This window comes from Microbacterium sp. W4I4 (assembly GCF_030816235.1).
In the GTDB taxonomy this organism is placed as follows: Bacteria; Actinomycetota; Actinomycetes; order Actinomycetales; family Microbacteriaceae; genus Microbacterium.
Window position 1 is genome coordinate 1361905 of the sequence record NZ_JAUSXT010000001.1, and the last position, 23618, is coordinate 1385522.

Sequence of the window (23618 nt, forward strand, 5' to 3'; positions counted from 1 at the left end):
ATGCCTCCACTCTGTCACGCCCGGGGAGCCATGACTGGCGGAAATCGGACATGACTGTGGAGGATGACCGTCCTGTGGCCGTCAGATCCCCCGACCTCGGACCACAGGACAGTCATTGCTGCGGATCAGCGCGGATCCAGGTGGATCCCCGCGATCATGCAGCGCACCGATCCGCCCGCCAGTTCGATAGGAGCGACATCCAGCGGGATGATTCGGCACGATGCGGAGAGGATGCTCAGCTGCTCCTCCGTGAGACTGCGATGGCCGGTCTCGGAGATCACCAGAAGGCGCTCCCCGCCCTCGCCGCGCAGTTCGATGGCGTTGCCCGCGAAGGCGGCGACCTGCGCGGCGGACAGTGGGATCAGGGTGCGGCCGGTCTCGCGGATGCGACGGGCGATCTCGGCACGACGCGCGTCGCCGACGATGGCATCCAGCCCGATCAGGGCGATGTCGGTGCCGATGCACATCATCACGTTGGTGTGATAGATCGGCACGCCGTCCGGGTCGACCGCGTCGAAGACCACCGGCTCGTAGCCGAACACCGTGCAGAAGCGCTCGACGAGCACCGGGTCGCATCGCTTGGAGCGCACGGCGTAGGCGATGCGCGAGACGTGGTCCAGCACCATCGCGCCGGTCCCCTCGAGGAAGAGGTCGTCGGGCTCCAGACCGGAGTAGTCGATGACCTCCTGCACCCGGTACTCGGTCTTGAGCATCTCGATCACGTCGGCCCGGCGCTCGCCGCGGCGGTTCTCGGCGTACATCGGGTACACCGCCACGCGTCCCCCGGCATGCGTGGAGAACCAGTTGTTCGGGAACACGCTGTCGGGATGCGCGTGACCCTCGTCCTCGAACACGTGCACGCGCACGCCCGCCTCACGGAGGCGATCCGCGACCCGAGTGCAGACGTCGTACGCCTCGCGGGACACGTCGTGGTCGGCCGTGGACTGAAAGGTGTTGTCGGCGGCGGTCTGCGGGTTGGGGCGGAAGTGGTGCGGCCGGATCAGCACGACGGCGCCGGGCGCCTGTGCTGATGCCGCTCTCACGCCAGGCTCGGCGCCGCGGCGCCCTGCGCCACCAGCGCGAACAGGTTCTTCGGGTCGTCGGGCTCGGCGATGACGTCGACCTCGCTGAAGTAGTCCGTGCCGTCGATCGCGGCATCCAGGTAGCGCAGCGCCGAGAAGTCCTCGATCGCGAAACCGACCGAGTCGAAGATCGTGATCTGCTCGTCGGAGGTCCGTCCAGCGGCCTCGCCGCGCACGACTCGCCACAGCTCGGTGACCGGGTGCTCGGCATCCAGCTGCTGGATCTCGCCCTCGATACGGGTCTGGGGCGGGTATTCCACGAAGATGTCGCCGCGGTGCAGGATGCGCTCGTCGAGTTCGGTCTTGCCTGGGCAGTCGCCACCGATCGCGTTCAGGTGCACGCCAGGGCCCACCATGTCGTCGGTGAGGACGGTCGCGTTGGCCTTGTCTGCGGTGCAGGTCGTGATGATCTGCGCGCCTTCGACGGCCTCGGCGGCGCTGGTCGCGCGCACGATGTCGAAGCCGAGCGGGCGCATGTTCGCCTCGAACACGTCCAGCGCGTGCGGGTCGGTGTCCCACACGCGCAGCTTCTGGATGCCGAGGAGCGCACGGAAGCCCAGCGCCTGGAACTCGGCCTGGCTGCCGGTGCCGATCATCGCCATCGTCGTGGCGCCGGCGGGCGCCAGCATCCGGGCGACCATGGCGGAGGTGGCGGCCGTGCGCAGCGCGGTGAGGATGGTCATCTCGGTCCACAGGGTCGGGTAGCCGCTGTCGACGTCGGCGAGCACGCCGAAGGCGGTGACGGTCTGCAGCCCGCGGGCGGGGTTGCCGGGGTGGCCGTTGACGTACTTGAAGCCGTACTGGCGGCCGTCGCTGGCCGGCATCAGCTCGATCACGCCGATGGTGGAGTGGCTGGCGACGCGGGCGGTCTTGTCGAAGTCCTGCCAACGCGTGAAGTCCTCGACAAGGGTCTCCGCGATGCCCGAGATGGCACGCTCGATTCCAGTATCGATCAGCCAGCGGCGCATGTTCGGAACATCGACAAAACGGACCATCGCCCATCCCTTCACTAGTTGCCTCCAGGCTAGGAGCGTTCGACTGTCACTTTCAATCAGCAACATGGATCATTTGCGCAATTCACCCGACGTTCTGCGCACTGATCCAGTACATTCTGATCATGAGCATCCTCGATGACCTCGATCGCCGCCTGCTGTCGCTGCTGCGGGCGAACAGCCGCGAGTCGGTGGTGAACCTCGCGCGACGCCTCGGCGTCACGCGCGCGACGGTCGACAGTCGACTCAAGCGACTCGTCGACAGCGGCGTGATCGTGGGGTTCTCCGTGCGCGTGCGCGACCCTGCGGCAGCATCCGTCGTCCGGGCGATCATGCTGATCGGCGTCGAAGGACGCAACACCCGCGACGTGATCCGCAGCCTGCGCGGGGTCCCGCAGATCGCCGCACTGCACACCACGAACGGCCGCTGGGACCTCGTCGCCGAGGTCAGCTGCGACAGCCTGACCTCGTTCGACGAGACCCTCGCCACGATCCGAGGCATCGACGGCATCCGCGACAGCGAGACCAGCATCCTGCTGAGTTCTGCGACGGTGTGAAACGGTGGCGGCGGGCGGTCGCTTCGCTCGCCCTCAGTTTCAGAGGCCGGGTCACCGCGTTTCGACTCTTTCGGCTCCGCCGCCTTCGCTCAACGACCGGTTTGCGGCTCCGCAGGCTCCGCCGCTTTCAAGGCCACTTCTTCCACTTCCTGGTCGCTGACGCTCCAGGGGCCCCGCGCCCCCGAGGCTCGGGACAGCGCGAAGCGATGTTCCGAGTGGGGCGTGGGGTCAGTGGAAGAAGTGGCGCTCGCCGGTGAAGAACATCGTCACGCCGGCCTTGCGGGCGGCATCCACGACCTCGCCGTCGCGCACCGACCCACCGGGCTGCACGATCGCCGTCACTCCGGCATCCAGCAGCACCTGAGGGCCGTCCGCGAACGGGAAGAACGCGTCGGATGCCGCGACGGAACCGGCCGCGCGCTCACCGGCGCGCTCCACGGCCAGGCGGCACGAGTCGACCCGATTGACCTGCCCCATGCCGACGCCGACCGTGGCGTTGCCCTTGGCGAGCACGATGGCGTTGGACTTCACAGCGCGGCACGCCTTCCACGCGAAGATGAGGTTCTCCATCTCGGCGTCGTCCGGGCGCTCACCGGAGACGAGCTCCCAGTTCTTGGCGACCGAGACGATGTCGTCCGGGAAGCGGTCGGCGTCCTGCAGCAGCAGGCCTCCCGAGACCAGGCGCACGTCCATGCGCTCCTGCTGCCAGTCCTCGGGCAGCTTGAGCAGGCGCAGGTTCTTCTTGGCCTTGAAGACCTCGAGCGCGGCGGGCTCGAAGTCGGGGGCGACGATGACCTCGGTGAAGATGTCCTTGAGGTTCTCGGCCATCTTCAGTGTCACGGTGCCGTTCGCGGCGATCACGCCGCCGTAGGCGGAGACCGGGTCGCACTCGTGCGCGCGCAGGTGGGCGCTGGCGATCGGATCGAGTGCGTTCGGTGCTGTGGTCGCGATGCCGCAGGGGTTGGCGTGCTTGATGATCGCGACCGCGGGCAGGATCATGTCATAGGCGGCGCGCAGCGCGGCATCCGCGTCGACGTAGTTGTTGTACGACATCTCCTTGCCCTGCAGCTGCGCCGCCTGGGCGATGCCGTGGCCGCCGGCGCGGGTGTAGATGGCGGCGCGCTGGTGAGAGTTCTCGCCGTAGCGCAGCGTCTCGAGGCGCTCGGCCTTGATCGTCAGGTGCGCGGGCAGGTCGACGCCGTCGCTGAGCGTGCCCTCGGAGAACCACTGGGCGACGGCGGTGTCGTAGCTCGCGGTGTGCGAGAAGGCGCGGGCGGCGAGTTCGCGACGCTGCGCGAGATCGGTGCCGCCTGCGGCGACCGACTCGATGATCGCCGGGTACGACTCCGGCGAGACGACGATCGCGACGTTCGCATGATTCTTCGCGGCCGCGCGCACCATGGCGGGCCCGCCGATGTCGATCTGCTCGACGATGGCATCCGGCTCTGCGCCGGAGGCGACGGTCTCCACGAACGGGTACAGGTTGACGACGACGAGCTCGAACGGCTCGATCCCCAGATCGGCGAGCTGGCTCTCGTGGTCCTCCAGGCGCAGATCGGCGAGCAGTCCGCCGTGGATCTTCGGATGCAGGGTCTTCACGCGGCCTCCGAGCATCTCGGCGACGCCGGTGACGCTGGCGACATCGGTGACCTCGTGGCCCGCATCACGGATTGTCTGGGCTGTCGATCCGGTGGAGACGATCTCGACGCCGGCAGCGGTGAGTGCCGCGGCGAGCTCGAGCAGGCCGGACTTGTCGCTCACCGAGACGAGCGCGCGCCGGATCGGCACCAGGTCGCGGTGACGGTACAGCGAGGGATCGAGGCGAGGGCCGGCCATGATGATGCTCCTTCGTTCGTGCGTTCTGTGAGGGTGAGTGTCGAATGGGTCAGAGGGTGAGCTCGCCGGTGGCGATACGGCGCACCACGTCGATCAGCAGTCGCCGTTCGACGGGCTTGATGCGCTCGTGCAGGGTCGACTCGGTGTCGCCGGGCAGCACGGGGATGCGCTCCTGCGCGAGGAGCGGTCCGCTGTCGACGCCGTCGTCGACCACGATCACGCTGGCTCCGGTGCTGTCGACGCCGGCGGCCAGCGCATCGCGCACGCCGTGCGCTCCGGGGAACTCGGGCAGGTAAGCGGGGTGCGTGTTGATGATCCGGGGAGCGTAGCGCGCGACGAGCGACGCCGGCAGCAGGCGCATCAGCCCGCTGAGCACGATCAGATCGGGCTTCCACGCGTCCAACTGCTCCGCCAGCTCCTCACCCCAGGCCTCGCGGCTCGGGAACGCCGAGTAGGCCACGGTGAAGGTCGGAATGCCGAACTCCTCCGCATGGGCGAGTCCGTCCGCTTCCCGGTCGGCGCCGACCGCGATCACGCGCGCCGGGAAATCGGGGTGGGCGGCTGCTTCGAGCAGCGCCCGAAGGTTCGAGCCGGCACCTGAGATGAGAACCGCGACCGTCAGCACCCGGTCAGTCTACCGGCGTCGCGAGGGCCGCCATCTCTTCATTCCACCGGTCGGTGCGCTCCTCGGCCAGCTCGTCGTGATGGCGCGGAGCGAGCATGAGGATGCCGCATCCGATCAGCACTTCGACACCAACGGCCAGTGCGAACCAGCCGATGGGAGGGCCCGTGTCGGCGAGCCGGCCCGGGCCGATGGAACCGGATGCCAGCAGGGCGGCCAGCGCCGCGACGCCGGCGGACACGGCGGAGATCCCGACGCTGATGGCCGCGCGCGGACCGATGTCTGTGCCCGTGCGCTCCCAGACCAGCCGTGAGCGGACCATCCAGCCCGCGAGTGCGCCGCAGGCGATGGGCAGCAGCACCGAGACCAGCATCCACATCGACGAGTTCTCGGGCACGAGTCCGAGCACCGGGATTCCGGGGATGACTCCGAGTTCGGTGCCCGCGGGCGAGACCGAGGTGCCGGTGCCGAGCGCGAAGCCGGGCCCGGCCAGCCAGCTCGCCGACCAGACGAGCAGGGTGGGCAGGTAGATGAGGTGCGCGAGTGTCAGCATCCCGGCGCCCAGCACGTCGACGCGCGCCGCCTCGAAAAGGGCGATCACCTCTCCCCCGCGCAGGAGTGTCATGACCGCGACGCCGAGAGCGGCGACGCCGGTGAGGGCGACGACCGCGACAGCAGCACCGCGCAGGGACTCCGGCAGCACGGGAGCCCAGTCGCCCCAGCCGTCGACGAGATCGTGCAGCCGATCGATGATGCCGCCGTCGCCGTCCGACCAGGCGTGCGTGACCGCACCGATCAGGAGACCTGCGAGATACACGGCGGACGGGATGAGGATGGCGGCCCACTGCGGGGCCCGCAGTGCGTCGGACTGGGCCGTCAGACCGACCAGGCCGGCGATCAGCGCGAATCCGACCGCGCCCGAGAGGACACCGGTGAGCCAGGCTCCGGCGATCGCTGCGCGCCTGCCCGAGCGGGCGGCGAAGATCACGGTGAACAGCAGGAGCGCGAGCGGCGGAACCGAGAGTCCGAAGCTCGCCGCTTCCTTCGGGATGCCGAGGTTCGCGAGCACGGCATCCGGCAGCGACACCACGAGGGGCACTCCGTGCCCGAACTGCCAGAGGGTGCCGCTGATGGGCCAGAGGGAGCCCCAATCGGCGCCGACGCCGAAGGCAAGAACCCACAGCAGGGTGAACGGCGCGAGCACGGCGGCGAGCCCCACGGCGGCCGCGATCGCGGCGTCGAGTGCGGCGAGGAGCACGACAGTGACACGTTGCATGACCTCTCGAGCCTACGATGCGCATCCGACACCTCGATGGAGGCCGCGCGAGAGGGCCCGGACGCGATAGATTCTCCAGCGGAGGTCTCCCGATGACAACAGCCCCTGCGCACCCCGACACCGAGCCGCGTAACGCGCTCGACCGCTACTTCGAGATCACGAAGCGAGGATCGAGCTTCGGCGCCGAGATCCGCGGCGGGCTCGTCACGTTCGTGACGATGGCCTACATCGTGATCCTGAACCCGATCATCCTGTCCACCCCCGATGTCGCGGGCAACGTGCTCGACGGCGGGGCCGTCGCCGCCGCCACCGCGCTCACGGCGGGTGTCATGACGCTGCTCTTCGGCCTGATCACACGCCTGCCGTTCGCCTTCGCCGCCGGCCTCGGCATCAACGCGTACCTCGCGTTCTCGGTGGTCGGCAGCGTGACCTGGCCGGAGGCGATGGCCCTGGTCGTGATCAACGGTGCGGTCATCGTGCTGCTGGCCGCCACCGGACTGCGAAAGATGATCTTCGACGCCGTGCCGGTGCAGCTCAAGCTGGCGATCACGGTCGGCATCGGCCTGTTCATCGCCTTCATCGGCTTCGTGAACGCCGGTTTCGTCACGTCCACCGGAAACCCGTCCCCGCCGATCGACCTCGGTGTCGGCGGCTCCGTGGCCACCATCCCGACGCTGATGTTCGTCGTCACGCTGCTCATCGGCGGCGTGCTGATGGCGGTGCGCGCCAAGGGCGCCATCCTCATCGCGCTGGTCGCGGGAACGCTGCTCTCCGCCATCATCGCCGCGATCTGGCCGAAGGCCGGATTCGCCTTCGACTTCTCCGGCGGCATCGTCGGCGTGCCCGACCTGAGCCTGATCGGTCAGGTCGACTTCGGCTTCGACCTCGGCCGGGTCTCGGTCGTCGCGCTGATCATGATCGTCTTCACGCTGATCTTCTCGAACTTCTTCGACGCGATGGGCACCATGACGGGCCTGGCTGAAGAGGCCGGCCTGGCTGACAAGAAGGGCGACTTCCCGCGCATCAAGTCGGCGCTGGTCGTGGAGGGCGTCGGCGCGATCGTCGGCGGCGGAACGTCGTCGTCGTCCGCGACGGTGTTCGTGGAGTCGGGTTCGGGCATCGGCGAGGGAGCCCGCACGGGCTTCGCGACCTCGGTCACCGGCGTCCTGTTCCTGCTGGCGATGTTCTTCACACCCCTCACCGCACTGGTGCCGAGCGCCATCGCGGCGCGCAGCACTCGTGCTCGTCGGTGCGCTGATGCTCGCGCAGATCAAGAACATCGACTTCAGCGACTTCCGCGTGCTGCTGCCGGTGTTCCTCACCGCCACCGTGATGCCGATGACGTACTCGATCGCCAACGGCATCGGCGCCGGCTTCGTCAGCTGGATCGTCGTGAACGCGCTCTCCGGGCGCGCGAAGACCATCCACCCGCTGCTGTGGATCGTCGGCGTCGGCTTCGTGCTGTTCTTCGCCCGCGGGCCGATCTCGGCGCTGTTCGCCTGATCACCGCGTCGGAGGAGGGGTCGGATGCCTTGCATCCGGCCCTTTCTGCGTGTCCGGCCCCTTCTTCGTGTCCGGCCGCTTCTTCGTGACCGGGCCCTTCTTCGTGTCCGGGCACCGGCGTGGCGGGCCGTCCAGCGATGGCTGTCAGGCGATGGCCGAGCCCGCAATGAGCGGCTCCACCGTGCCGAGAACCCCGGGAGCCCGCATCCGCTCCACCTCGACGGAGGCGAACCCGGCCGCCTGGATCGAGGCGGCCGTGTCCCGGTGCGGGTCGCAGCCGTGATCGATCAACCGGGACAGCGGCGCGTAGAACGACTGAATCCATGATGTCCAGGTGCCCCGATCCGCAGCGACGTGCTCGAAGAACACCAGCGCGCCGCCCGGTCGCAGCACGCGGCGCACCTCGTCCAGCGTCCGGGCAGGATCGCGCACCGAGCACAGCACGGTGGAGGCGATCACGGCATCCACGGACGCGCTCTCCAACGGGATGTCCTCCGCAGACGCCGTGAGCAGCCGGGAGCTCCGACGGGCGAGCCGCACCCGCAGCGCAGGATCGACGCGGCGCCTGGGTTCCAGCGCGATCCAGTCGACTCCGGGAGCGAGATGGTCGGCGGCGATCCCGGATCCGGCGCCGAGATCGAGCACGATCCCGCGCAGCTTCGGCAACGCGGAAGCGCGCCAGCGCCTGTGAAGTTCCGTCGTGGACATGTCACCGGGCACCCACTCAGGATAGGTGGGTTCCGCGCGAAGGGGGAAGCCCCCGGCCATCGTCTCTGAAGGAGGCTCGCGCTTCTGAAGGACGTTCCGGCGCGCAGCATCCTTCAGACCTGCAGAAGTCCTTCAGACGCGAGGGCGGACGGCAGACGGATGCCGCGGAGCAGCCCCGGGCATGAAGAAGGCCCCGGGGTGGAGCCCAGGGCCTTCGTCGTACAGCTTAGCTCAGATCAGAGCGCCTCGTACTTCGACTCGTCGCTGCGCTCCTCGCTCAGCAACCGGGCCGAAGTCGCTCCGCGACTACAGCGCCTCGATGATGGCGCGCATCAGGTCGGCGGTCTCGGACGGCGTCTTGCCGACCTTGACACCGGCGGCCTCGAGGGCCTCCTTCTTGGCCTGTGCGGTGCCCGCGGAGCCCGAGACGATGGCGCCGGCGTGGCCCATGGTCTTGCCCTCGGGGGCGGTGAAGCCCGCCACGTAGCCGACGACGGGCTTGGTGACATGCTCTTGGATGAACGCGGCCGCGCGCTCCTCGGCGTCGCCGCCGATCTCGCCGATCATGACGATGGCCTTGGTCTCGGGGTCGGCCTCGAACGCGGCGAGCGCGTCGATGTGCGTGGTTCCGATGACCGGGTCGCCGCCGATGCCGATGGCGGTGGAGAAGCCCAGGTCGCGCAGTTCGTACATCATCTGATAGGTCAGGGTGCCCGACTTCGACACGAGGCCGATCGGTCCCTTGCCGGTGATGTTGGCCGGAGTGATGCCGACCAGCGCCTCGCCGGGGGTGATGATGCCGGGGCAGTTCGGCCCGATGATGCGGGTCTTGTTGCCCTTGCTGGAGGCGTAGGCCCATGCCTCGGCGCTGTCGCCGACGGGCACGCCCTCGGTGATGACGACGAGCAGCGGGATCTCGGCGTCGATGGCCTCGACCATGGCGTCCTTGGTGAAGGCGCCGGGGACGAACGCGATCGACACGTCGGCGCCGGTCTTCTGCATCGCCTCGGCGACGGAGGCGAAGACGGGCAGCTCGACGGCGTTGCCGTCCTTGTCGGTGTGCGCGACCGTGGTGCCGGCCTTGCGGGCGTTCACGCCGCCGACGACCTGCGTGCCGGCCTTGAGCATGAGAGCGGTGTGCTTGGTGCCCTCACCGCCCGTGATGCCCTGGACGATGACCTTGGAGTCCTTGTTGATGAAGATCGACATGTCTGTGATTCCTTCTGTCTCGTCAGGCGTTCGCGAGCTCGGCGGCCTTGTCGGCGCCCTCGTCCATGGTGGCGGCGAGTGTGACGAGCGGGTTGTTCGCTGCGGCGAGGATCGCACGTCCCTCTTCGACCTGGTTGCCGTCGAGGCGGACGACGAGCGGCTTGGTGGCCGCATCACCCAGGATCTCGAGAGCCTTGACGATGCCCTCTGCGACGGCGACGCAGGAGGTGATGCCGCCGAAGACGTTGACGAACACGCTCTTGACCTGCTCGTCGCCGAGGATGACGTCCAGGCCTGCGGCCATGATCTGCGCGTTCGCGCCGCCGCCGATGTCGAGGAAGTTGGCCGGCTTCACGCCGCCGTGCTTCTCGCCGGCGTAGGCGACGACGTCGAGGGTCGACATGACCAGTCCCGCGCCGTTGCCGATGATTCCGACCTCGCCGTCGAGCTTGACGTAGTTGAGTCCCGACTCCTTGGCCTTGGCCTCGAGCGGGTCGGCTGCGCCCTTGTCCTCGAGCTCCGCGTGCGCGGGGTGGCGGATCTCGGAGGCGTTCTCGTCCAGCGTGACCTTGCCGTCGAGCGCGATGACGTCGCCGTCCTCGGTGAGCACGAGCGGGTTGACCTCGACGAGCGTGGCGTCCTCGCCCTTGTAGACCTCGAAGAGCTTGACGAAGACGTCGGAGACCTTCTCGACGAGCTCCTCGCGGAAGTTCGCGGCGCGGGCGATCTCGACGGCCTTGGCCTTGTCGATGCCGGTCAGCGGGTTCACCTCGACGCGGGCGAGAGCCTCGGGCTTCTCGACGGCGAGCTGTTCGATCTCCATGCCGCCCTCGACGCTGCACAGCGACAGGTAGGAGCGGTTGGCGCGGTCGAGCAGCACGGAGAAGTAGAACTCCTCGGCGATGCGGGCGCCTGCGGCGACCATGACGCGCTTGACGACGTGACCCTTGATGTCCAGTCCGAGAATCGCCTTCGCCGCCTCGTACGCCTCATCGGGGTTCTTGGCGACCTTGACGCCACCGGCCTTGCCGCGGCCGCCGGTCTTGACCTGAGCCTTGACGACGACGACGCCGCCCAGCTTCTCAGCCGCTGCCTTCACCTCCTCGGGGGTGTCGGCGACGATGCCGGCGAGAACCGGCACTCCGTAGGATTCGAATAGGTCTCGTGCCTGGTACTCGTAGAGATCCACGTGCAGTCCTTCGCTGGTTGCGGCGGGTGGGACGCGACAGTTCTGTCGGGTTGTCGAAGTCGATTCGACCCGATCACCAAGCCTACTACCGCTGACGACACGACCCGAACGGCCGGGGCTAGGCTTCCTCTATGCAGTCCTCCGCATCCCCGCGCACCGGTGTCGTCGCAGCAGCGCTCGAGCTGTTCGCCGCTCAGGGGTTCGACGCGACCTCGGTCGAGCAGATCGCGAAGGCCGCCGGCGTCTCGCGCTCGACCTTCTTCCGTCAGTTCGGGGGCAAGGAGGACGTGGTCTTCACCGACCACGAAGTCATGCTGGACGAACTGCGTGCATTCCTCGACCAGCCGCATGACGATCCCTGGCTGGCCGTGTGCGAGGCATCCGAACTGGTCTTCGGACATTTCGCCCGCGACCCGGAGCTCGCTCGGCGCCGCTACGAGATCGTGCGCGAGGTCCCCGAGCTGCGCGACCGCGAGATCGTGACCGTCTTCCGCTACGAGCGCCTGTTCGACGAGTACCTGCGGCAGTCCCTGCCCGGCATCGATCCGATCGACGCGGTCGGGTTCTCGGCGCTCGTCACCGCTGTGCACAATCACGTGCTGCGACAGCTGCTGCGCGGGAACCGCGTGCCCGTCTCCACGCTGCGCACGGCGATGCAGGATGTGCTGCGCCGCTACGGCGTGCACCCGGACGGGTCGGATGCCGCGTCCGATGACGTCGTGGTCGCGGTCTTCCCGCGTTCGATGCCGATCGCCGAGATCTCCCGGCGGGTTCAGGCCGAGCTGTCCTGAGCCGCGGCTGGTCCGCCTGATCTGTGGATCAGGCGGACACCGTGATCACTCGTCGCAGCCGCAGCCACCCGACGGCGTCTTCACCATGAAGCACACGTCGCAGACGCCGTAGTCGCGCTCCTCCTTCGGCGTGGCCTTCGGGGTGCGCGTCGCGGCTGCCGGCTTGGCTGTGCGCGGCGTCGTCTTGCGCTTGGCGGCGGTCGTCGCGGACGGGAGCGCGCTGGGCTGGGTCACGTAGAAGAACGGCGCGCGTCCTTCGCTGGCCAGCAGCGGCAGCGCGTGGCCACTGATGAGGACCTGCTCGTCCTCGGTGAATCCGTTGATGTAGGTGCGACCGATGTGCAGCGGTGCGCCGTCGCGGCGCAGAGCCTCGATGTAGCGACCGCGGTCGATGAAGCTCGTGACGCCGACGGCATCCGAGACGGCGCCGACGAACTCGTGGTTCTCGGCGGGGAGCCGGTGCGCACGCAGCGCCTCGGCGAGGGATCGGTAGGGGCGGGAGGTTCCAGTGGGGGTCGGCCCCTGAGGTTCGTTCATCACTTCAATCCTCTCACCCGCGGGGTCCCACCGGTCACCAGGATGCGTTCGTGGAACACTGGAGGCATGGCTCGCGCGACGGTGATCGGCAGTGGCCCGAACGGCTTGGCCGCTGCGGTCGCCCTGGCCCGCGCCGGGTATGCGGTGGAGGTGCTCGAGGCGGCGGACACCCTCGGCGGCGGCGTGCGCACCGCACCCGGTCCGCTGGCCGGCTTCCTCTCGGACGTCTGCTCGGCTGTGCACCCGGCGGCACTGACGTCGCCGTTCTTCCGGGCCTTCGGCCTGCACGACCGCATCGACTGGATCACCCCGGAGATCTCGTACGCGCATCCGCTGGACGGCGGCCGGGCCGCCGTCGCCTGGCGCGACATCGACAGGACGGCGGATGCCCTCGGCCCGGACGCCCGCGCCTGGTACGCCCTGATCCGCCCCCTCACCCGGCACCTGGAGGGCGTGGTCGACTTCACCGGCAACGCGCTGCTGCGCCTGCCGGCCGAACCGCTCACGGCGCTGCGGTACGGCATCCGGATGCTGGAGCAGGGCACCCTGTTCGCCCGCACGACCCTGCGCACCGAGGCCGGAGCCGCCCTGCTGTCCGGGGTCGTCGCGCACGCCAATGCACCTCTGCCGTCGCTCAGCGCAGCCGCCGCGGGACTGCTGCTGGCCGCTCACGGACACGCCGAAACCGGCTGGTCGTACCCGCGGGGCGGCGCGCAGCGCATCGCCGACGCCCTGGCATCCGATCTTCACGCGCACGGCGGCGGCATTCGCACCGGCGAGCGCGTGAGCGACCTGAGCGCGCTCGACTGGGGCGACCCGCGGCGGGGTGATCTCCTGATCCTGAACACCTCGCCGCGCCTGGCGCTCAGCCACCCCGACATCCCGTCCGGATACGCGCGGGCGCTGCGGGGCTACCGGTACGGTCCGGCGGCGGCGAAGGTGGACTTCGCGCTGGACGGACCGGTGCCGTGGACGAATCCCGATGTCGCCCGGTCGCCGACCGTGCACCTCGGCGGCACGCGCGAGGAGATCTGGGCGAGCGAGAATGCCGTGGCCCGCGGCACCGTGAGCGACCGGCCGTACGTGCTGGCCGTGCAGCCATCAGTGCTCGACGACACTCGTGCGCCCGCGGGGCAGGGCGTGCTGTGGGCGTACATCCACGTGCCTGCGGGGTCGGAGCTGGATGCCACCGAGCTCATCACCCGGCAGGTGGAGCGCTTCGCCCCTGGTTTCCGGGACAGGGTGCTGGCCAGCCGTGCCGTCCCGGCGTCGGCGCGCGAGATGCTGAATCCAGCCGAGATCGGCGGAGACGTGTTCGGCGGGACGTTCTCACTGGTCCAGGCGGTGCGCCGCCCGGTTCTGTCGCCGACGCCGTGGCGCACACCGATGCAGGGCGTGTACCTGGCATCCGCCTCCACCCCGCCCGGCCCGGGCGTCTCCGGCACGCCCGGCTGGCTCGCCGCCCGCACCGCGCTCCGCGATGCCCGCCTCCCCCACGAACTCTCCGATCTCTTCTGACAGCCCGTCTGTTTGTGCCTTACGCAGGTTTTCGAGGGTTTTTCGCGACGTACGGCACAAATAGACGGGCTCTGCGGCTGTAATAGGTGCATGTACTCGATTCCTGCGCCGATGCTCGCGAAGGCGGCGGCATCCGTTCCCGATCCGGCGAAGAAGCCGATGCTGTACGAGCCCAAGTGGGACGGCTTCCGCGGGCTGGTCGCCTGGGACGGTGAGACGCTGGAGATCGGATCGCGCGGCGCGAAGCCGCTGACCCGCTACTTTCCCGAACTCGTCGAGCAACTGGCCGAGATCCTGCCGGGACCGTGCCTGCTGGACGGAGAGATCGTCGTGGCGACGGGACCCGCCGGCGCGCAGCGCCTGGACTGGGAGGCGCTCAGCCAGCGCATCCACCCGGCGGCGTCGCGCGTGGCGAAGCTCGCGGTCGAGACGCCCGCGATGTTCATCGCCTTCGATCTGCTCGCCGACGGCGAGGAGGACCTGCAGGAGCATCCGTTCCGCGAACGCCGGGCGAGACTCGAGCGGATGCTGGCGGGTGCCCGCTCTCCCCTGCACCTCACCCGCACCACTGAGGATCCCGAGCTCGCCCGCCGGTGGCTCGCCGAGTTCGAGGGCGCAGGTCTGGACGGCGTGGTCGCCAAGCCGCTCGACGATCCGTACGCGCCGGGCAAGCGCACCCTGATCAAGATCAAGCACGCCCGCACCGCGGATGTCGTGGCGCTCGGTTACCGCGTGCACAAGAGCGGGTCGGGGGTCGGGTCGCTGCTGGTCGGGCTGTACGACGATGCGGGCGTGCTGCGGCAGGTGGGCGGGGTCGCGGCGTGGACGGATGCCATGCGGCAGCAGCTCGTCGAGGACCTGGACCCGCTCGTGGAGCGCGACGACTCCGGCGCGGCCGTCACCGGTGAGGGCGAGCGCTCCCGGTTCACCGGCGCGAAGGACGTGTCGTTCGTGCGCCTGCGGCCCGAGCGCGTGCTCGAGGTTCGCTACGACCAGCTCGAAGGCGCGCGGTTCCGCCACACGGTGCAGTTCGAGCGCTGGCGTCCGGATCGCGACGCGTCCTCGTGCACCTACGACCAGCTCGACACGGTCGCCGGCTACGACCTCGCCGACGTCCTCACCTGAGAACCCGTCTATATGGCGCAAACCGCCCCGATTCGCGTACTTTCAGGGCGGTTTGCGCCAGATAGACGGGCATTGTCGCGGGGGCAACCCTTGACAGCTCAGTCCTCCACGCGGTTGCCGTCCTCGTCCCAGTTCTCGGCGACCCGCTTGCTGGGCTGCACACGCGGGGGCTCGCCGGGCATCTTCGGGAACTCAGGCGGGAAGGGCAGCTCTCCGAGGCCGTTCTCCACGTCGCGCTCCCACCACTGCAGCAGCGTGTCGATGCGCCCGGGCGCATCCTGCATCCGCGCCCACGGGTCGCCGACGTCCGCCAGCCGGGCGGGCACGGTCCGCACGGTGAAGCGCGTCGGGTCGACGTCGTCCAGCTCGTCCCAGAGGATCGGCGTGGACACCGGGGCGTTCGGCTTGGCCCGCGGACTGTAGGCCCCGGCCATCGTCCGGTCGCGGTTGGCCTGGTTGTAGTCGACGAAGAGTCGCTCGCCGCGCTCCTCCTTCCACCAGTTCGTGGTGACCTTCTCCGGCATCCGCCGCTCAAGCTCGCGCCCCGCCGCGATCACCGCGTGGCGGACGGTGAGGAACTCCCACTCGGGAACGATCGGGCAGAACACGTGCAGTCCACGGTTGCCGCTGGTCTTGATGAACGCCTCCAGGCCCGCCTCGGCGAGCACGGCGCGCAGCTCGTGGGCGGCCGGGATCGCCTCCCCGATGCCGGTCCCCGGCTGCGGATCCAGGTCGATGCGCAGCTCGATCGGGTTGTCGGTATCGGATGCCAGGGATGCCCACGGATGGAACACGACGGTGTTCATCTGCACTGCCCACACGATGGCGCTGGGGCGGTTCAGCACCAGTTGTGGGTGGCTGCGCCCGCTGTTGTACGTGACGTCCACGGCATCCACGAAGTCCGGCGTGCCCTTGGGCGGGTTCTTCGAGAAGAAAGCCTCGCCGGTGATGCCGTCGCGGAACCGCTCCAGCGACACCGGGCGATGCCCGTTCGCGCTCAGGAACGCCTCCGACACCTGCTGCACGTACTCGGCGTACTCGGCCTTGGTGATGCCGTCACCGCTGTCGACGGGCCAGATCACCTTGTTCGGGCTGGACAGCGAGATCTCCCGCTCGCCCTCGGAGTCGGTCACGGTCACCGTCACACGCTGAGATGCCATGTCCCGACCTTAGGCGGTCGCGGCCGGTGACGACAGGGTTTCGCGCGGTGCGCTCAGTCCTCGCCGAGGTCGACGGCGAGGACGAGCAGCGCGCTCAGGTCGTCGCGCTCGATGGCGATCGAGGGTCCGGCGATGTCGACGAGGATGCCGGCGATCTCGGTGTGATCGCTGAGCACCGTCGCGAGCTGTCCGGGCTCGAACGGCATGGGCTTGTCATTGCGTCCGAGCGCGACGACCTCGAGCGGGTGCGAGAAGATCTGCAGGAAGCGGCGGCCATCGGCGGTGTGCGCCTCGGCGATGCCGACCGGCTGCCCGTTCGCGCCGTCGTTGATGGCCACGTAGCTCTGCACCTTGGCGAGCGCCTCGGCCACCCGCACCGGGGTCTGCTCGTCGCGCGGCCCGGCGAGGATCGACTTGACCGACATCTCGGGGTCGCCCTGCTCCAGCGCCTTCTGCAGCAGCTCGGTAGGGAAGACCACCCGGTGGGGACCGGAGGAGTTGTCGATGATGATGCCGGTGAACCCACCCGTGATGACCTGCTGGTACACCGAGGTCGTCGGCTGCGCGATCGCGGAGGTGGATGCGGCATCCTCCTCCCCCTGCACGGATGCCTGGAGGGCTGCACCGGAACTGTAGGCGAGCATGAACGACCGGTCACCGTCGCGGATGACACCGACGGACAGCGGCTTGCCCGCGGCCATCTGCTCGCGGGCGTCGCCGGCGACGCGCAGGTACAGGTGGCCCTGCAGCGACTGACGCATGACGCCGATCAGCTTGTCATTGGCCGCGCCCTCCTCGATCTCGGCCAACGACACGCGCAGCAGCACGTTGTCGATGAGACCGTCGACGGTGTGGGTCTGCTCGGGCGGCAGGGCCGGGGCGAGCGGCAGGCGCGGAACGCCGTCGGCACCCGTCGGCAGTGCGGGGCCCGACGGCAGGTTCGGGCGCTCGACGGGCTCGGACTCGTCCTCCGATTCCTCCTCGGCCAGCGCGACCTCCGGTCCGGCATCCGCACCGACGCCGCGGAACGCCTGCACCGAGATGCTGACCTCGGGAACCGGCTCGCTGGGCGGCTGCGCCTCTTCGGCGATCTCGTCCGCGGCATCCGCCTGGATCGGGGTCTGCGGCTCGGACGAAGCGTCGTCGGTCTTCTTACGGCGGGAGAACAGGGCCATATCTGCCAGCCTAACCGCCGCAGTCCCGACCATGGGTTCCTGAGCCCGTCGAAGGACTACAGCTTCTGGATCGGCGCGATCTTGATCAGCAGCTTCTTCTGCCCCGCCGTGTCGAAGCGCACGTGCGCAATGCGCTTGGCGCCCTCGCCGGTGACGGCCTCGACGCGTCCCTCGCCGAAATCGTCGTGCCGGATGCGGTCGCCTGCCGTCAGCTCGAGATCGCCGTTGTCGCGGACCTTGCCGGTGACCTTGTTCGAGAAGCGATCCATGGCGGTCGACAACGGCTTGAGCGAGTCGCGCGGGGGGAGTGCCTTGACGCCGAAGCGATCGCCGGTCCCGGATCCTCCGTAGCCCGATCCTCCGGAGCGCCGGGCGTTCAGTGCGCGGGACTGCATGCCGCCGCGGGAGTTCACATCTCCCGGCGACTGGCGCCAGTCGATCAGCTCGCCCGGGATCTCCTGCAGGAAACGGCTCGGCATCGCGACGGTGACCTCGCCGAACTGGGCGCGGGTCATCGCGAGCGACAGGTGCAGGCGCTTGCGCGCCCGGGTGATGCCCACGTAGAACAGCCGACGCTCCTCCTGCGGCCCGCCGGGCTCCCCTGCCGAGATGCGGTGCGGGATGAGATCCTCCTCGACGCCGGTGACGAACACCGCGTCGTACTCCAGCCCCTTGGCGGTGTGCATGGTCATCAGCGAGACGACGCCGGACTCGTCGTCCAGGTCATCGGCATCCGAGACCAGGGCGACCTCGGTGAGGAAGTCGACGATGGTGCCGTCGGGGTCGTTGCGGGCGAAGTCGCGGGCGACGGCGACGAACTCGTCGAGGTTCTCGAGGCGGGCTTCGTCCTGCGGGTCGCGACTGGCGCGCAGCGACTCGTAGTAGCCGCTCTTGTTCAGCAGCACCGTGAGCCCCTCGGCGACGGAGGTGGCCGGGGGAACCTCACCGGAGGCGGGCTGCAGGATGGCCGCCGCCTCGTCGAGCACGCTGTCGAGCTGGGCGATGGCGGACTGGATCTTCGGGCCGACGCCGAGCTCGCGCGGGTGACGCAGGGCATCGCGGAAACTGAGGTTCTCGCGGTCGGCGAACAGCGCGATCGATGCGGCGGTGACGTCGCCGATGCCGCGTCGCGGACGGTTCAGGATGCGACGCACGGCCATGTCGTCGGCCGGGTTGGCGACGGCGACGAGGTACGCGAGGGCGTCCTTGATCTCGGCGCGCTCGTAGAACTTCGTGCCGCCCATGATCTTGTACGGCACGGCCGAGCGGATGAAGATCTCCTCCAGCGCACGGGACTGCGAGTTCGTCCGGTAGAACACCGCCATCTCGGAGTACGGGTACCCGGACCGGCGCAGCTGCTCCACCTCGTCGGCGACGAACTGCGCCTCGTCGTGCTGCGAATAGCCGGTGAAGCCGATGATCTTGTCACCGGCGCCCTTGTCGCTCCAGAGGTTCTTCGCCTTGCGGTCGAAGTTGTTGCCGATCACGGAGTTCGCCGCCGAGAGGATGTTCTGGGTGGAGCGGTAGTTCTGCTCCAGCAGCACGACCTTGGCGCCCGGGAAATCGCGCTCGAACTCGGTGATGTTGCGGATGTCGGCGCCGCGGAACGCGTAGATCGACTGGTCGGAGTCGCCGACCACGGTCAGCGATGCGCCCGGGAGGTCGCCGTCGCCCGCACCGGCCGACGGCTCCGGTTCGAAGATCATCATGCCGTTGGAGGCATACGGCTCCGGCGCTTCGCCCGTGACCGGACGGGTGAGCTCGTGGATGAGTGAGTACTGGGCGTGGTTGGTGTCCTGGTACTCGTCGACGAGGATGTGCCGGAACCGCCGCCGGTACGTGTTCGCGACCTTCGGGAAGGCGCGGAACAGGAACACCGTCTGCGCGATCAGATCGTCGAAGTCGAAGGCGTTGGCCTTCTGCAGCGAGCGCTGGTAGTCCGTGAAGATCTCCACGAACTTCCGCTCGGCAGGGTCGGACATGTTCGCCTGACGCGCGTGCCCCTCGGCATCCAGCAGCTCGTTCTTGAGCTTGGAGATGCGCGACTGCACCGCGCCGGGGGTGAGTCCGTACGAGTCCGCCTCGTGCTCCTTGACGAGCCGCTTGATCAGCGCCCGCGAGTCGCCGGAGTCGTAGATGGTGAACGACTTGGTGAACCCGAACTGCTCGGCCTCACGCCGCAGGATGCGCACGCACGCCGAGTGGAACGTGGAGATCCACATGCCGCGCGCGACGTCGCCGACCAGGCCTGCGACGCGCTCGCGCATCTCGCCTGCGGCCTTGTTGGTGAACGTGATCGCCAGGATCTGGCTGGGCCAGGCCTCGCGCTGACGCAGCAGCAGCGCGATGCGCCGCGTGAGCACACTGGTCTTGCCGGAACCGGCGCCCGCGACGATCAGCAGCGCACTGCCGCGATACGTGACGGCGGCGAGCTGCTGAGGGTTCAGTCCGGCCAGCAGCTCGTCGGTTCCGTCGGGGGTGCGGGGTCCGTCGGAGGAGCGGGAGCTGGAGGTCTCGGGGACGATGAGTGGGGCGTCGGTCATGGCACTTCGAGTCTAGGCGCGGCCTCCGACGCCGGCATCCGGCGCCGGTCCTCGACAGCCGCTTCGGATACCCGCGTGCGAGAATCGGCCCATGCGCACGATCCTCAACATCATCTGGGTCATCCTCGCCGGGTTCTGGCTGTGGGTCGGCTACATGTTCGCCGGCATCCTCCTCTGCATCCCGATCGTCACGATCCCCTGGGCGATCGCCTCGTTCCGCATCGCCCGATACTCGTTCTGGCCGTTCGGCCGCGAGGTCGTCGACAAGCCCACCTCGGGCCTGGGCTCGCTGCTCGGCAACGTCATCTGGGTGATCCTGGCCGGCTGGTGGCTGGCCATCGGCCACATCGTGTCGGGCATCGCGCTGTGCCTCACGATCATCGGCATACCGATGGGGATCGCGGACTTCAAGCTCGTGCCGGTCTCGCTCATGCCGCTCGGCAAGCAGATCGTCCCGATCCGGCGCTGACCGCGGCGCGCGCGCCGCGCCTCCTGTCACGAGGACAGGAGATCCACCCGGGACAGGAGGATTCCTCAGCATCCGTCCTGTTCTGGGCGGATCTCCTGCCCCGGGTGAACGTCCTCAGGCCCGACGCCGCCGGCGGGTCAGCGCGAGCGCTCCCCCGGCCACCAGCATCAGGGCCAGCGCGAGCGCCGCGTACGGCGTCGCGGCTCCCGTGGTCGCCAGCGCTCCATCCGGCGCGGTGGATGCCGTGATCCGGATGTCGGTCCAGCCGAGCAGGGCTCCGGATGCCGAGTACACCGCGATCCGGTGCGCACCGGGCGCAGCATCCTTCGGGATGACGACCGAGATCGCCCCCTGCGCGTCCAGGGCTCCGCCGCCGATCCGCTGCGGTGTGGAGTAGAGCCACACCGAGGCGTCCTCACCGGCGAGCTCGGCACCGGCGGTGACCGTCACGCGCTGACCGGGCGCAGCCACGGCCGGATCCACCGTCACACCGGCGCGGTTGGCGTCGGTCAGGTCGGTGCCGGGCAGCGGGGAGTCATCCCCGCCACCGGGCTCGTCCGTGTCCCCGCCGCCAGGCGTCCCGGCATCCGTACCACCCGGCAGGCTGCCGACGTGCAGTGCCTCCTTCGCGAAGCCGTCCGCGAACCACCACACCGGGCGGTTTCCGTCGATCGACAGCGTGGCCGGCGCTGTCGCGAAGCCCTCGTTGTTGATGTCGGCAAGTCCCGCCGGACGGGCGAACTGCGCGATGCCCGGCTGCGCGGTGCCGTTCAGCGTGATCTGTGCGGAGCGGCCCTGGCATCCGTCGTCGCAGACCGCCCAGAGCACGCCGAGCGCGGAGTCGTAGTCCAGGCCCATCACTCCGGCGAGGCCGGGGGCGATCTCCGCGACCTGCGTCGCGGAGCCGTCCGCGGCGAGCGCGAAGGCGTACACGTGGCCGTTGTCCTCCATGGCGACGAAGAACAGCCCATCGCCGTGTCCGGCGTAGTCGGCCGGGTCGTAGGGCGCCTTCGTGCGGTCGTCGAACAGCTTGCCCGCCAACGCGTCGTCCGAGACCCACTCGACGGCCTCGATGCCGAGGTTCGCACCGACGGCGGGCAAGATCTCGGTGAGGTCCCACTCCTGCACGGCGATCAGGTCGGCGGCATCCGACTCGGGATCCACCTTGAGCACGACATTGCGGTTCACGCCCTTGACGCTGTTATCGCGCTCGGACGCCGCATAGACGAAGCCGTCGTCGTCCACGGTCACGCCCTCGGTGTCGGGTCCGGCCGCACCCGGGTCGTTCGCGTCCTTCTGGTAGCGGATGCGCTTGCCCTGCTCCCAGCCGGGGATCTGCGCGACCGAGCCGTCAGCCGAGGCCCGCAGCTTCCACAGTCGGCCCTCGCCGTTGTCGATGCCCCAGAGCACTGCTCCCCCGTCGATCGTCTGCACGTCCAGACCCGAGCTGTCCTCGAGGAACGTGGGCACGGTGTCGAGCGCGCGGACCTCGGCGGAGCCGGGCCACGGTGCGACGGCGATCTCTCCGGCGCAGACGTTGGCGGCACCCTTGGTGGACTCGGCCGTCACGGCGAACGCCCCGGTGATGTCGGGGCAGCGCCCCCAGGTGACGGCGGCGTGGTCGGCACCCCAGGCGGTCTCGTCGACCAGCAGATCGCCGTCGAACAGGCGCACCGCGTCGTCCTTGCCCAGCCCGAAGCCGAGCTGGTCGCGCTCGATCACGAGGTAGCCGCCGGCGGGAATGGTCGTGCCGGTCGAGATCGTGTACGCGTGTGCGTCATCGTCGTCCCTGACGACGATGCCCGACACGTCGAGCACGGATGCCGTGGGGTTGGCCAGTTCGATCCAGTCGTCCGGCGATCCGCCGTCGGACTCGACCTCGTTGATGCGCACCGGATTGCCGCAGGCGTTGCGCGCACCCTTGGTCGACACCGCCAGGTCGGCGAAGTCGCCCGTGCCGTCGGCGCAGCGTGCCCAGACGCCTTCGGCGTGGTCGGTGTAGACGTGCTCGTCGACGGTCACACCGGTGGCGTTGCGCACGGTCACGGTGTCGCCCTTGCCGAGCCCGAACACGAAATCGCGCGGCTGGTCGAAGACGAACCAGGCACCCGGCTCGAGGATCGTGCCCGCAGGCAGCGGGGTGGTCTCGTCGGCGTGACCGATCGGATCGCCGTCCATCACGGACCAGCCCGAGATGTCGACGGCCGTCGAGCCGCTGTTGACGATCTCGACCCAGTCGGTGGCGTCGCCGTTCGACTCGATCTCGTTGATCACGACCTCGGGCAGCACGCAGGAGTTGGCCGCGCCCGGTGTGGCGTGGGCGAGCACGAACACACCCTGGCCGTCGGGGCAGCGCGCGAGAGTGGCCTCGGTCGAGTCGCCGTCGATCGCGGCGTGCCCGTTCCACGGGAGCGTGTCATCGATGAGTTCGCCGGCGCGATCGAAGAGGCGGATGCGGTCGGCGCTGCCGATGCCGATCGGGTCGCGGAACGCGGTCTCCACTCCGCCGACGATTCCGATGCTGGCCTCGTCGACGACCAGGAACGAGCCCGGCTCGATCGTGGCGCCCGAAGGGAACTGCCAGCGGTGGTCGTCGGAGTTGTCGCGGATCTCGTAGCCCGAGATGTCGAGCGCCTCGGTGCCGGGGTTGACGAACTCCACCCAGTCGGCGGGCTGCGAGTCCACCTCGTTGATGAGGATGGAACCCGCGACCGGTGCGACGGAGCAGTCGTTCGCGGCGCCAGGGGTGGCGGTCGTGGCCGGAGCCCAGGCACCCGTGCCGTCGGCGCAGCGGGCCCAGGTGGACTGCGGCGCCGTGTTGTCATAGGCGTACTCGTCGACCACGCTCCCGGCGGCGTCGTAGAGGACGACCTGGTCGTTCTTCCCGAGGCCGAAGTCGAAGTCGACGCCGTTGACGAGCACCAGGAACTCCCCCGGCGCGAGGACCGTACCGGCAGGGACGCCGCCGAAGCGGTCGCGCTTGTCGTCCGAGATCTTCCAGCCGTCCAGCGACACGGGCGCCGTACCCGCGTTGAAGAGCTCGACCTGATCGGCAAGGCCGGTGGGGATGTCGTCGTAGACGATCTCGTTCAGCGCGATGCCGGCGGTGGCGGCGGGGATGGGTTCGACCGCGGATGCGGCGAGGGGCGCGGTGATGACCGCGGCGGCGCTGAGTGCGCACACGGCTGTCATCGCGAGCCGGCGGGGCAGGCGGGGCATGAGACTCCAGGGTCATCGGACGGGTTCCTGCCAGAGAACCGGCTGCGCCTGACGTCCCGACGACGATCGGGTGTCGGTCAGGTGAACATCGGGGTGTGCGCCGCCGA

At 69.2% G+C, this 23618-nt stretch carries 18 protein-coding genes and 1 pseudogene; 6 read left to right on the forward strand and 13 right to left on the reverse strand.

The genetic code is table 11. The annotated features are described in order from the left end of the window. Positions 1-125: 125 nt before the first annotated feature. Both ctlX and QF046_RS06545 read right to left on the reverse strand, forming a co-directional pair. Positions 126-1043, reverse strand: coding sequence for a citrulline utilization hydrolase CtlX (ctlX, locus tag QF046_RS06540; RefSeq protein WP_307367433.1), 918 nt, complete (start codon positions 1041-1043; stop codon positions 126-128). Continuing rightward, positions 1040-2077 carry an ornithine cyclodeaminase gene (locus QF046_RS06545; protein ID WP_307367435.1) on the reverse strand — a complete coding sequence of 346 codons (1038 nt, stop codon included), beginning with the start codon at positions 2075-2077 and terminating at the stop codon, positions 1040-1042. Before QF046_RS06545 ends, ctlX begins: the two co-directional genes overlap by 4 nt. A gap of 122 nt (positions 2078-2199) precedes the next feature. On the opposite strand from QF046_RS06545, the gene QF046_RS06550 reads away from it, so the two are divergent. Then, positions 2200-2631, forward strand: coding sequence for an Lrp/AsnC family transcriptional regulator (locus QF046_RS06550; RefSeq protein WP_307367437.1), 432 nt, complete (start codon positions 2200-2202; stop codon positions 2629-2631). Between the two features lie 228 nt (positions 2632-2859). Here QF046_RS06550 and purH read toward each other — a convergent pair whose 3' ends face one another. From purH to QF046_RS06565, 3 genes are read right to left on the reverse strand one after another with little or no spacing between them, the layout of a single operon-like run. After that, a complete protein-coding gene (gene purH / locus QF046_RS06555; protein ID WP_307367439.1) occupies positions 2860-4467 on the reverse strand; it encodes a bifunctional phosphoribosylaminoimidazolecarboxamide formyltransferase/IMP cyclohydrolase in 1608 nt (535 codons plus the stop codon). A gap of 49 nt (positions 4468-4516) precedes the next feature. Next, positions 4517-5092: a phosphoribosylglycinamide formyltransferase gene (gene purN / locus QF046_RS06560; protein WP_307367444.1), complete on the reverse strand. Its 576-nt coding sequence runs from the start codon at positions 5090-5092 to the stop codon at positions 4517-4519. Positions 5093-5096: 4 nt separating this feature from the next. After that, complete coding sequence (locus QF046_RS06565; protein ID WP_307367445.1) at positions 5097-6365, reverse strand: DUF6350 family protein; 1269 nt, start codon at positions 6363-6365, stop codon at positions 5097-5099. Positions 6366-6457: 92 nt separating this feature from the next. Between QF046_RS06565 and QF046_RS06570 the strand changes: the two are divergent. Further along, positions 6458-7868: pseudogene (locus QF046_RS06570) on the forward strand (NCS2 family permease). Between the two features lie 144 nt (positions 7869-8012). Here QF046_RS06570 and QF046_RS06575 read toward each other — a convergent pair. The 3 genes from QF046_RS06575 to sucC form a co-directional block, all read right to left on the reverse strand. Then, entirely contained in the window at positions 8013-8588 is a 576-nt protein-coding gene (locus QF046_RS06575; RefSeq protein ID WP_307367447.1) for a class I SAM-dependent methyltransferase, read from the reverse strand. Positions 8589-8882: 294 nt separating this feature from the next. Beyond that, positions 8883-9785: a succinate--CoA ligase subunit alpha gene (sucD, locus tag QF046_RS06580; RefSeq protein WP_307367449.1), complete on the reverse strand. Its 903-nt coding sequence runs from the start codon at positions 9783-9785 to the stop codon at positions 8883-8885. 22 nt (positions 9786-9807) lie between these two features. Further along, on the reverse strand, positions 9808-10974 hold the full coding sequence (sucC, locus tag QF046_RS06585; RefSeq protein WP_373425672.1) for an ADP-forming succinate--CoA ligase subunit beta: 1167 nt from the start codon (positions 10972-10974) through the stop codon (positions 9808-9810). A gap of 131 nt (positions 10975-11105) precedes the next feature. Between sucC and QF046_RS06590 the strand changes: the two genes are divergently transcribed. Beyond that, entirely contained in the window at positions 11106-11765 is a 660-nt protein-coding gene (locus tag QF046_RS06590) for a TetR family transcriptional regulator (RefSeq protein WP_307367450.1), read from the forward strand. A gap of 45 nt (positions 11766-11810) precedes the next feature. Here the strand turns inward: QF046_RS06590 and QF046_RS06595 are convergent, their stop codons facing one another. Then, on the reverse strand, positions 11811-12302 hold the full coding sequence (locus tag QF046_RS06595; RefSeq protein ID WP_307367452.1) for a hypothetical protein: 492 nt from the start codon (positions 12300-12302) through the stop codon (positions 11811-11813). A 66-nt stretch (positions 12303-12368) separates the two neighbouring features. Here QF046_RS06595 and QF046_RS06600 point away from each other — a divergent pair, with 66 nt between their 5' ends. Together QF046_RS06600 and QF046_RS06605 are read left to right on the forward strand one after the other, a co-directional pair. Continuing rightward, the gene (locus tag QF046_RS06600; RefSeq protein WP_307367454.1) at positions 12369-13820 is read left to right on the forward strand and encodes an NAD(P)/FAD-dependent oxidoreductase; all 1452 of its coding nucleotides are present in this window, start codon (positions 12369-12371) and stop codon (positions 13818-13820) included. A gap of 90 nt (positions 13821-13910) precedes the next feature. After that, positions 13911-14945: an ATP-dependent DNA ligase gene (locus QF046_RS06605; RefSeq protein ID WP_307367456.1), complete on the forward strand. Its 1035-nt coding sequence runs from the start codon at positions 13911-13913 to the stop codon at positions 14943-14945. Positions 14946-15043: 98 nt separating this feature from the next. On the opposite strand, the gene ligD is transcribed toward QF046_RS06605, so the two are convergent. The 3 genes from ligD to QF046_RS06620 are packed head-to-tail and all read right to left on the reverse strand — an operon-like array spanning position 15044 to position 19823. Next, positions 15044-16105 carry a non-homologous end-joining DNA ligase gene (gene ligD, locus QF046_RS06610; RefSeq protein ID WP_307367458.1) on the reverse strand — a complete coding sequence of 354 codons (1062 nt, stop codon included), beginning with the start codon at positions 16103-16105 and terminating at the stop codon, positions 15044-15046. Positions 16106-16158: 53 nt separating this feature from the next. Beyond that, positions 16159-17280 carry an SseB family protein gene (locus QF046_RS06615; RefSeq protein WP_307367460.1) on the reverse strand — a complete coding sequence of 374 codons (1122 nt, stop codon included), beginning with the start codon at positions 17278-17280 and terminating at the stop codon, positions 16159-16161. Between the two features lie 56 nt (positions 17281-17336). Continuing rightward, positions 17337-19823 carry an ATP-dependent helicase gene (locus QF046_RS06620; RefSeq protein ID WP_307367462.1) on the reverse strand — a complete coding sequence of 829 codons (2487 nt, stop codon included), beginning with the start codon at positions 19821-19823 and terminating at the stop codon, positions 17337-17339. A gap of 91 nt (positions 19824-19914) precedes the next feature. On the opposite strand from QF046_RS06620, the gene QF046_RS06625 reads away from it, so the two are divergent. Beyond that, complete coding sequence (locus tag QF046_RS06625; RefSeq protein ID WP_307367464.1) at positions 19915-20292, forward strand: YccF domain-containing protein; 378 nt, start codon at positions 19915-19917, stop codon at positions 20290-20292. Between the two features lie 114 nt (positions 20293-20406). Here the strand turns inward: QF046_RS06625 and QF046_RS06630 are convergent, their stop codons facing one another. Next, complete coding sequence (locus QF046_RS06630; protein ID WP_307367465.1) at positions 20407-23511, reverse strand: lamin tail domain-containing protein; 3105 nt, start codon at positions 23509-23511, stop codon at positions 20407-20409. Positions 23512-23618 lie beyond the last annotated feature (107 nt).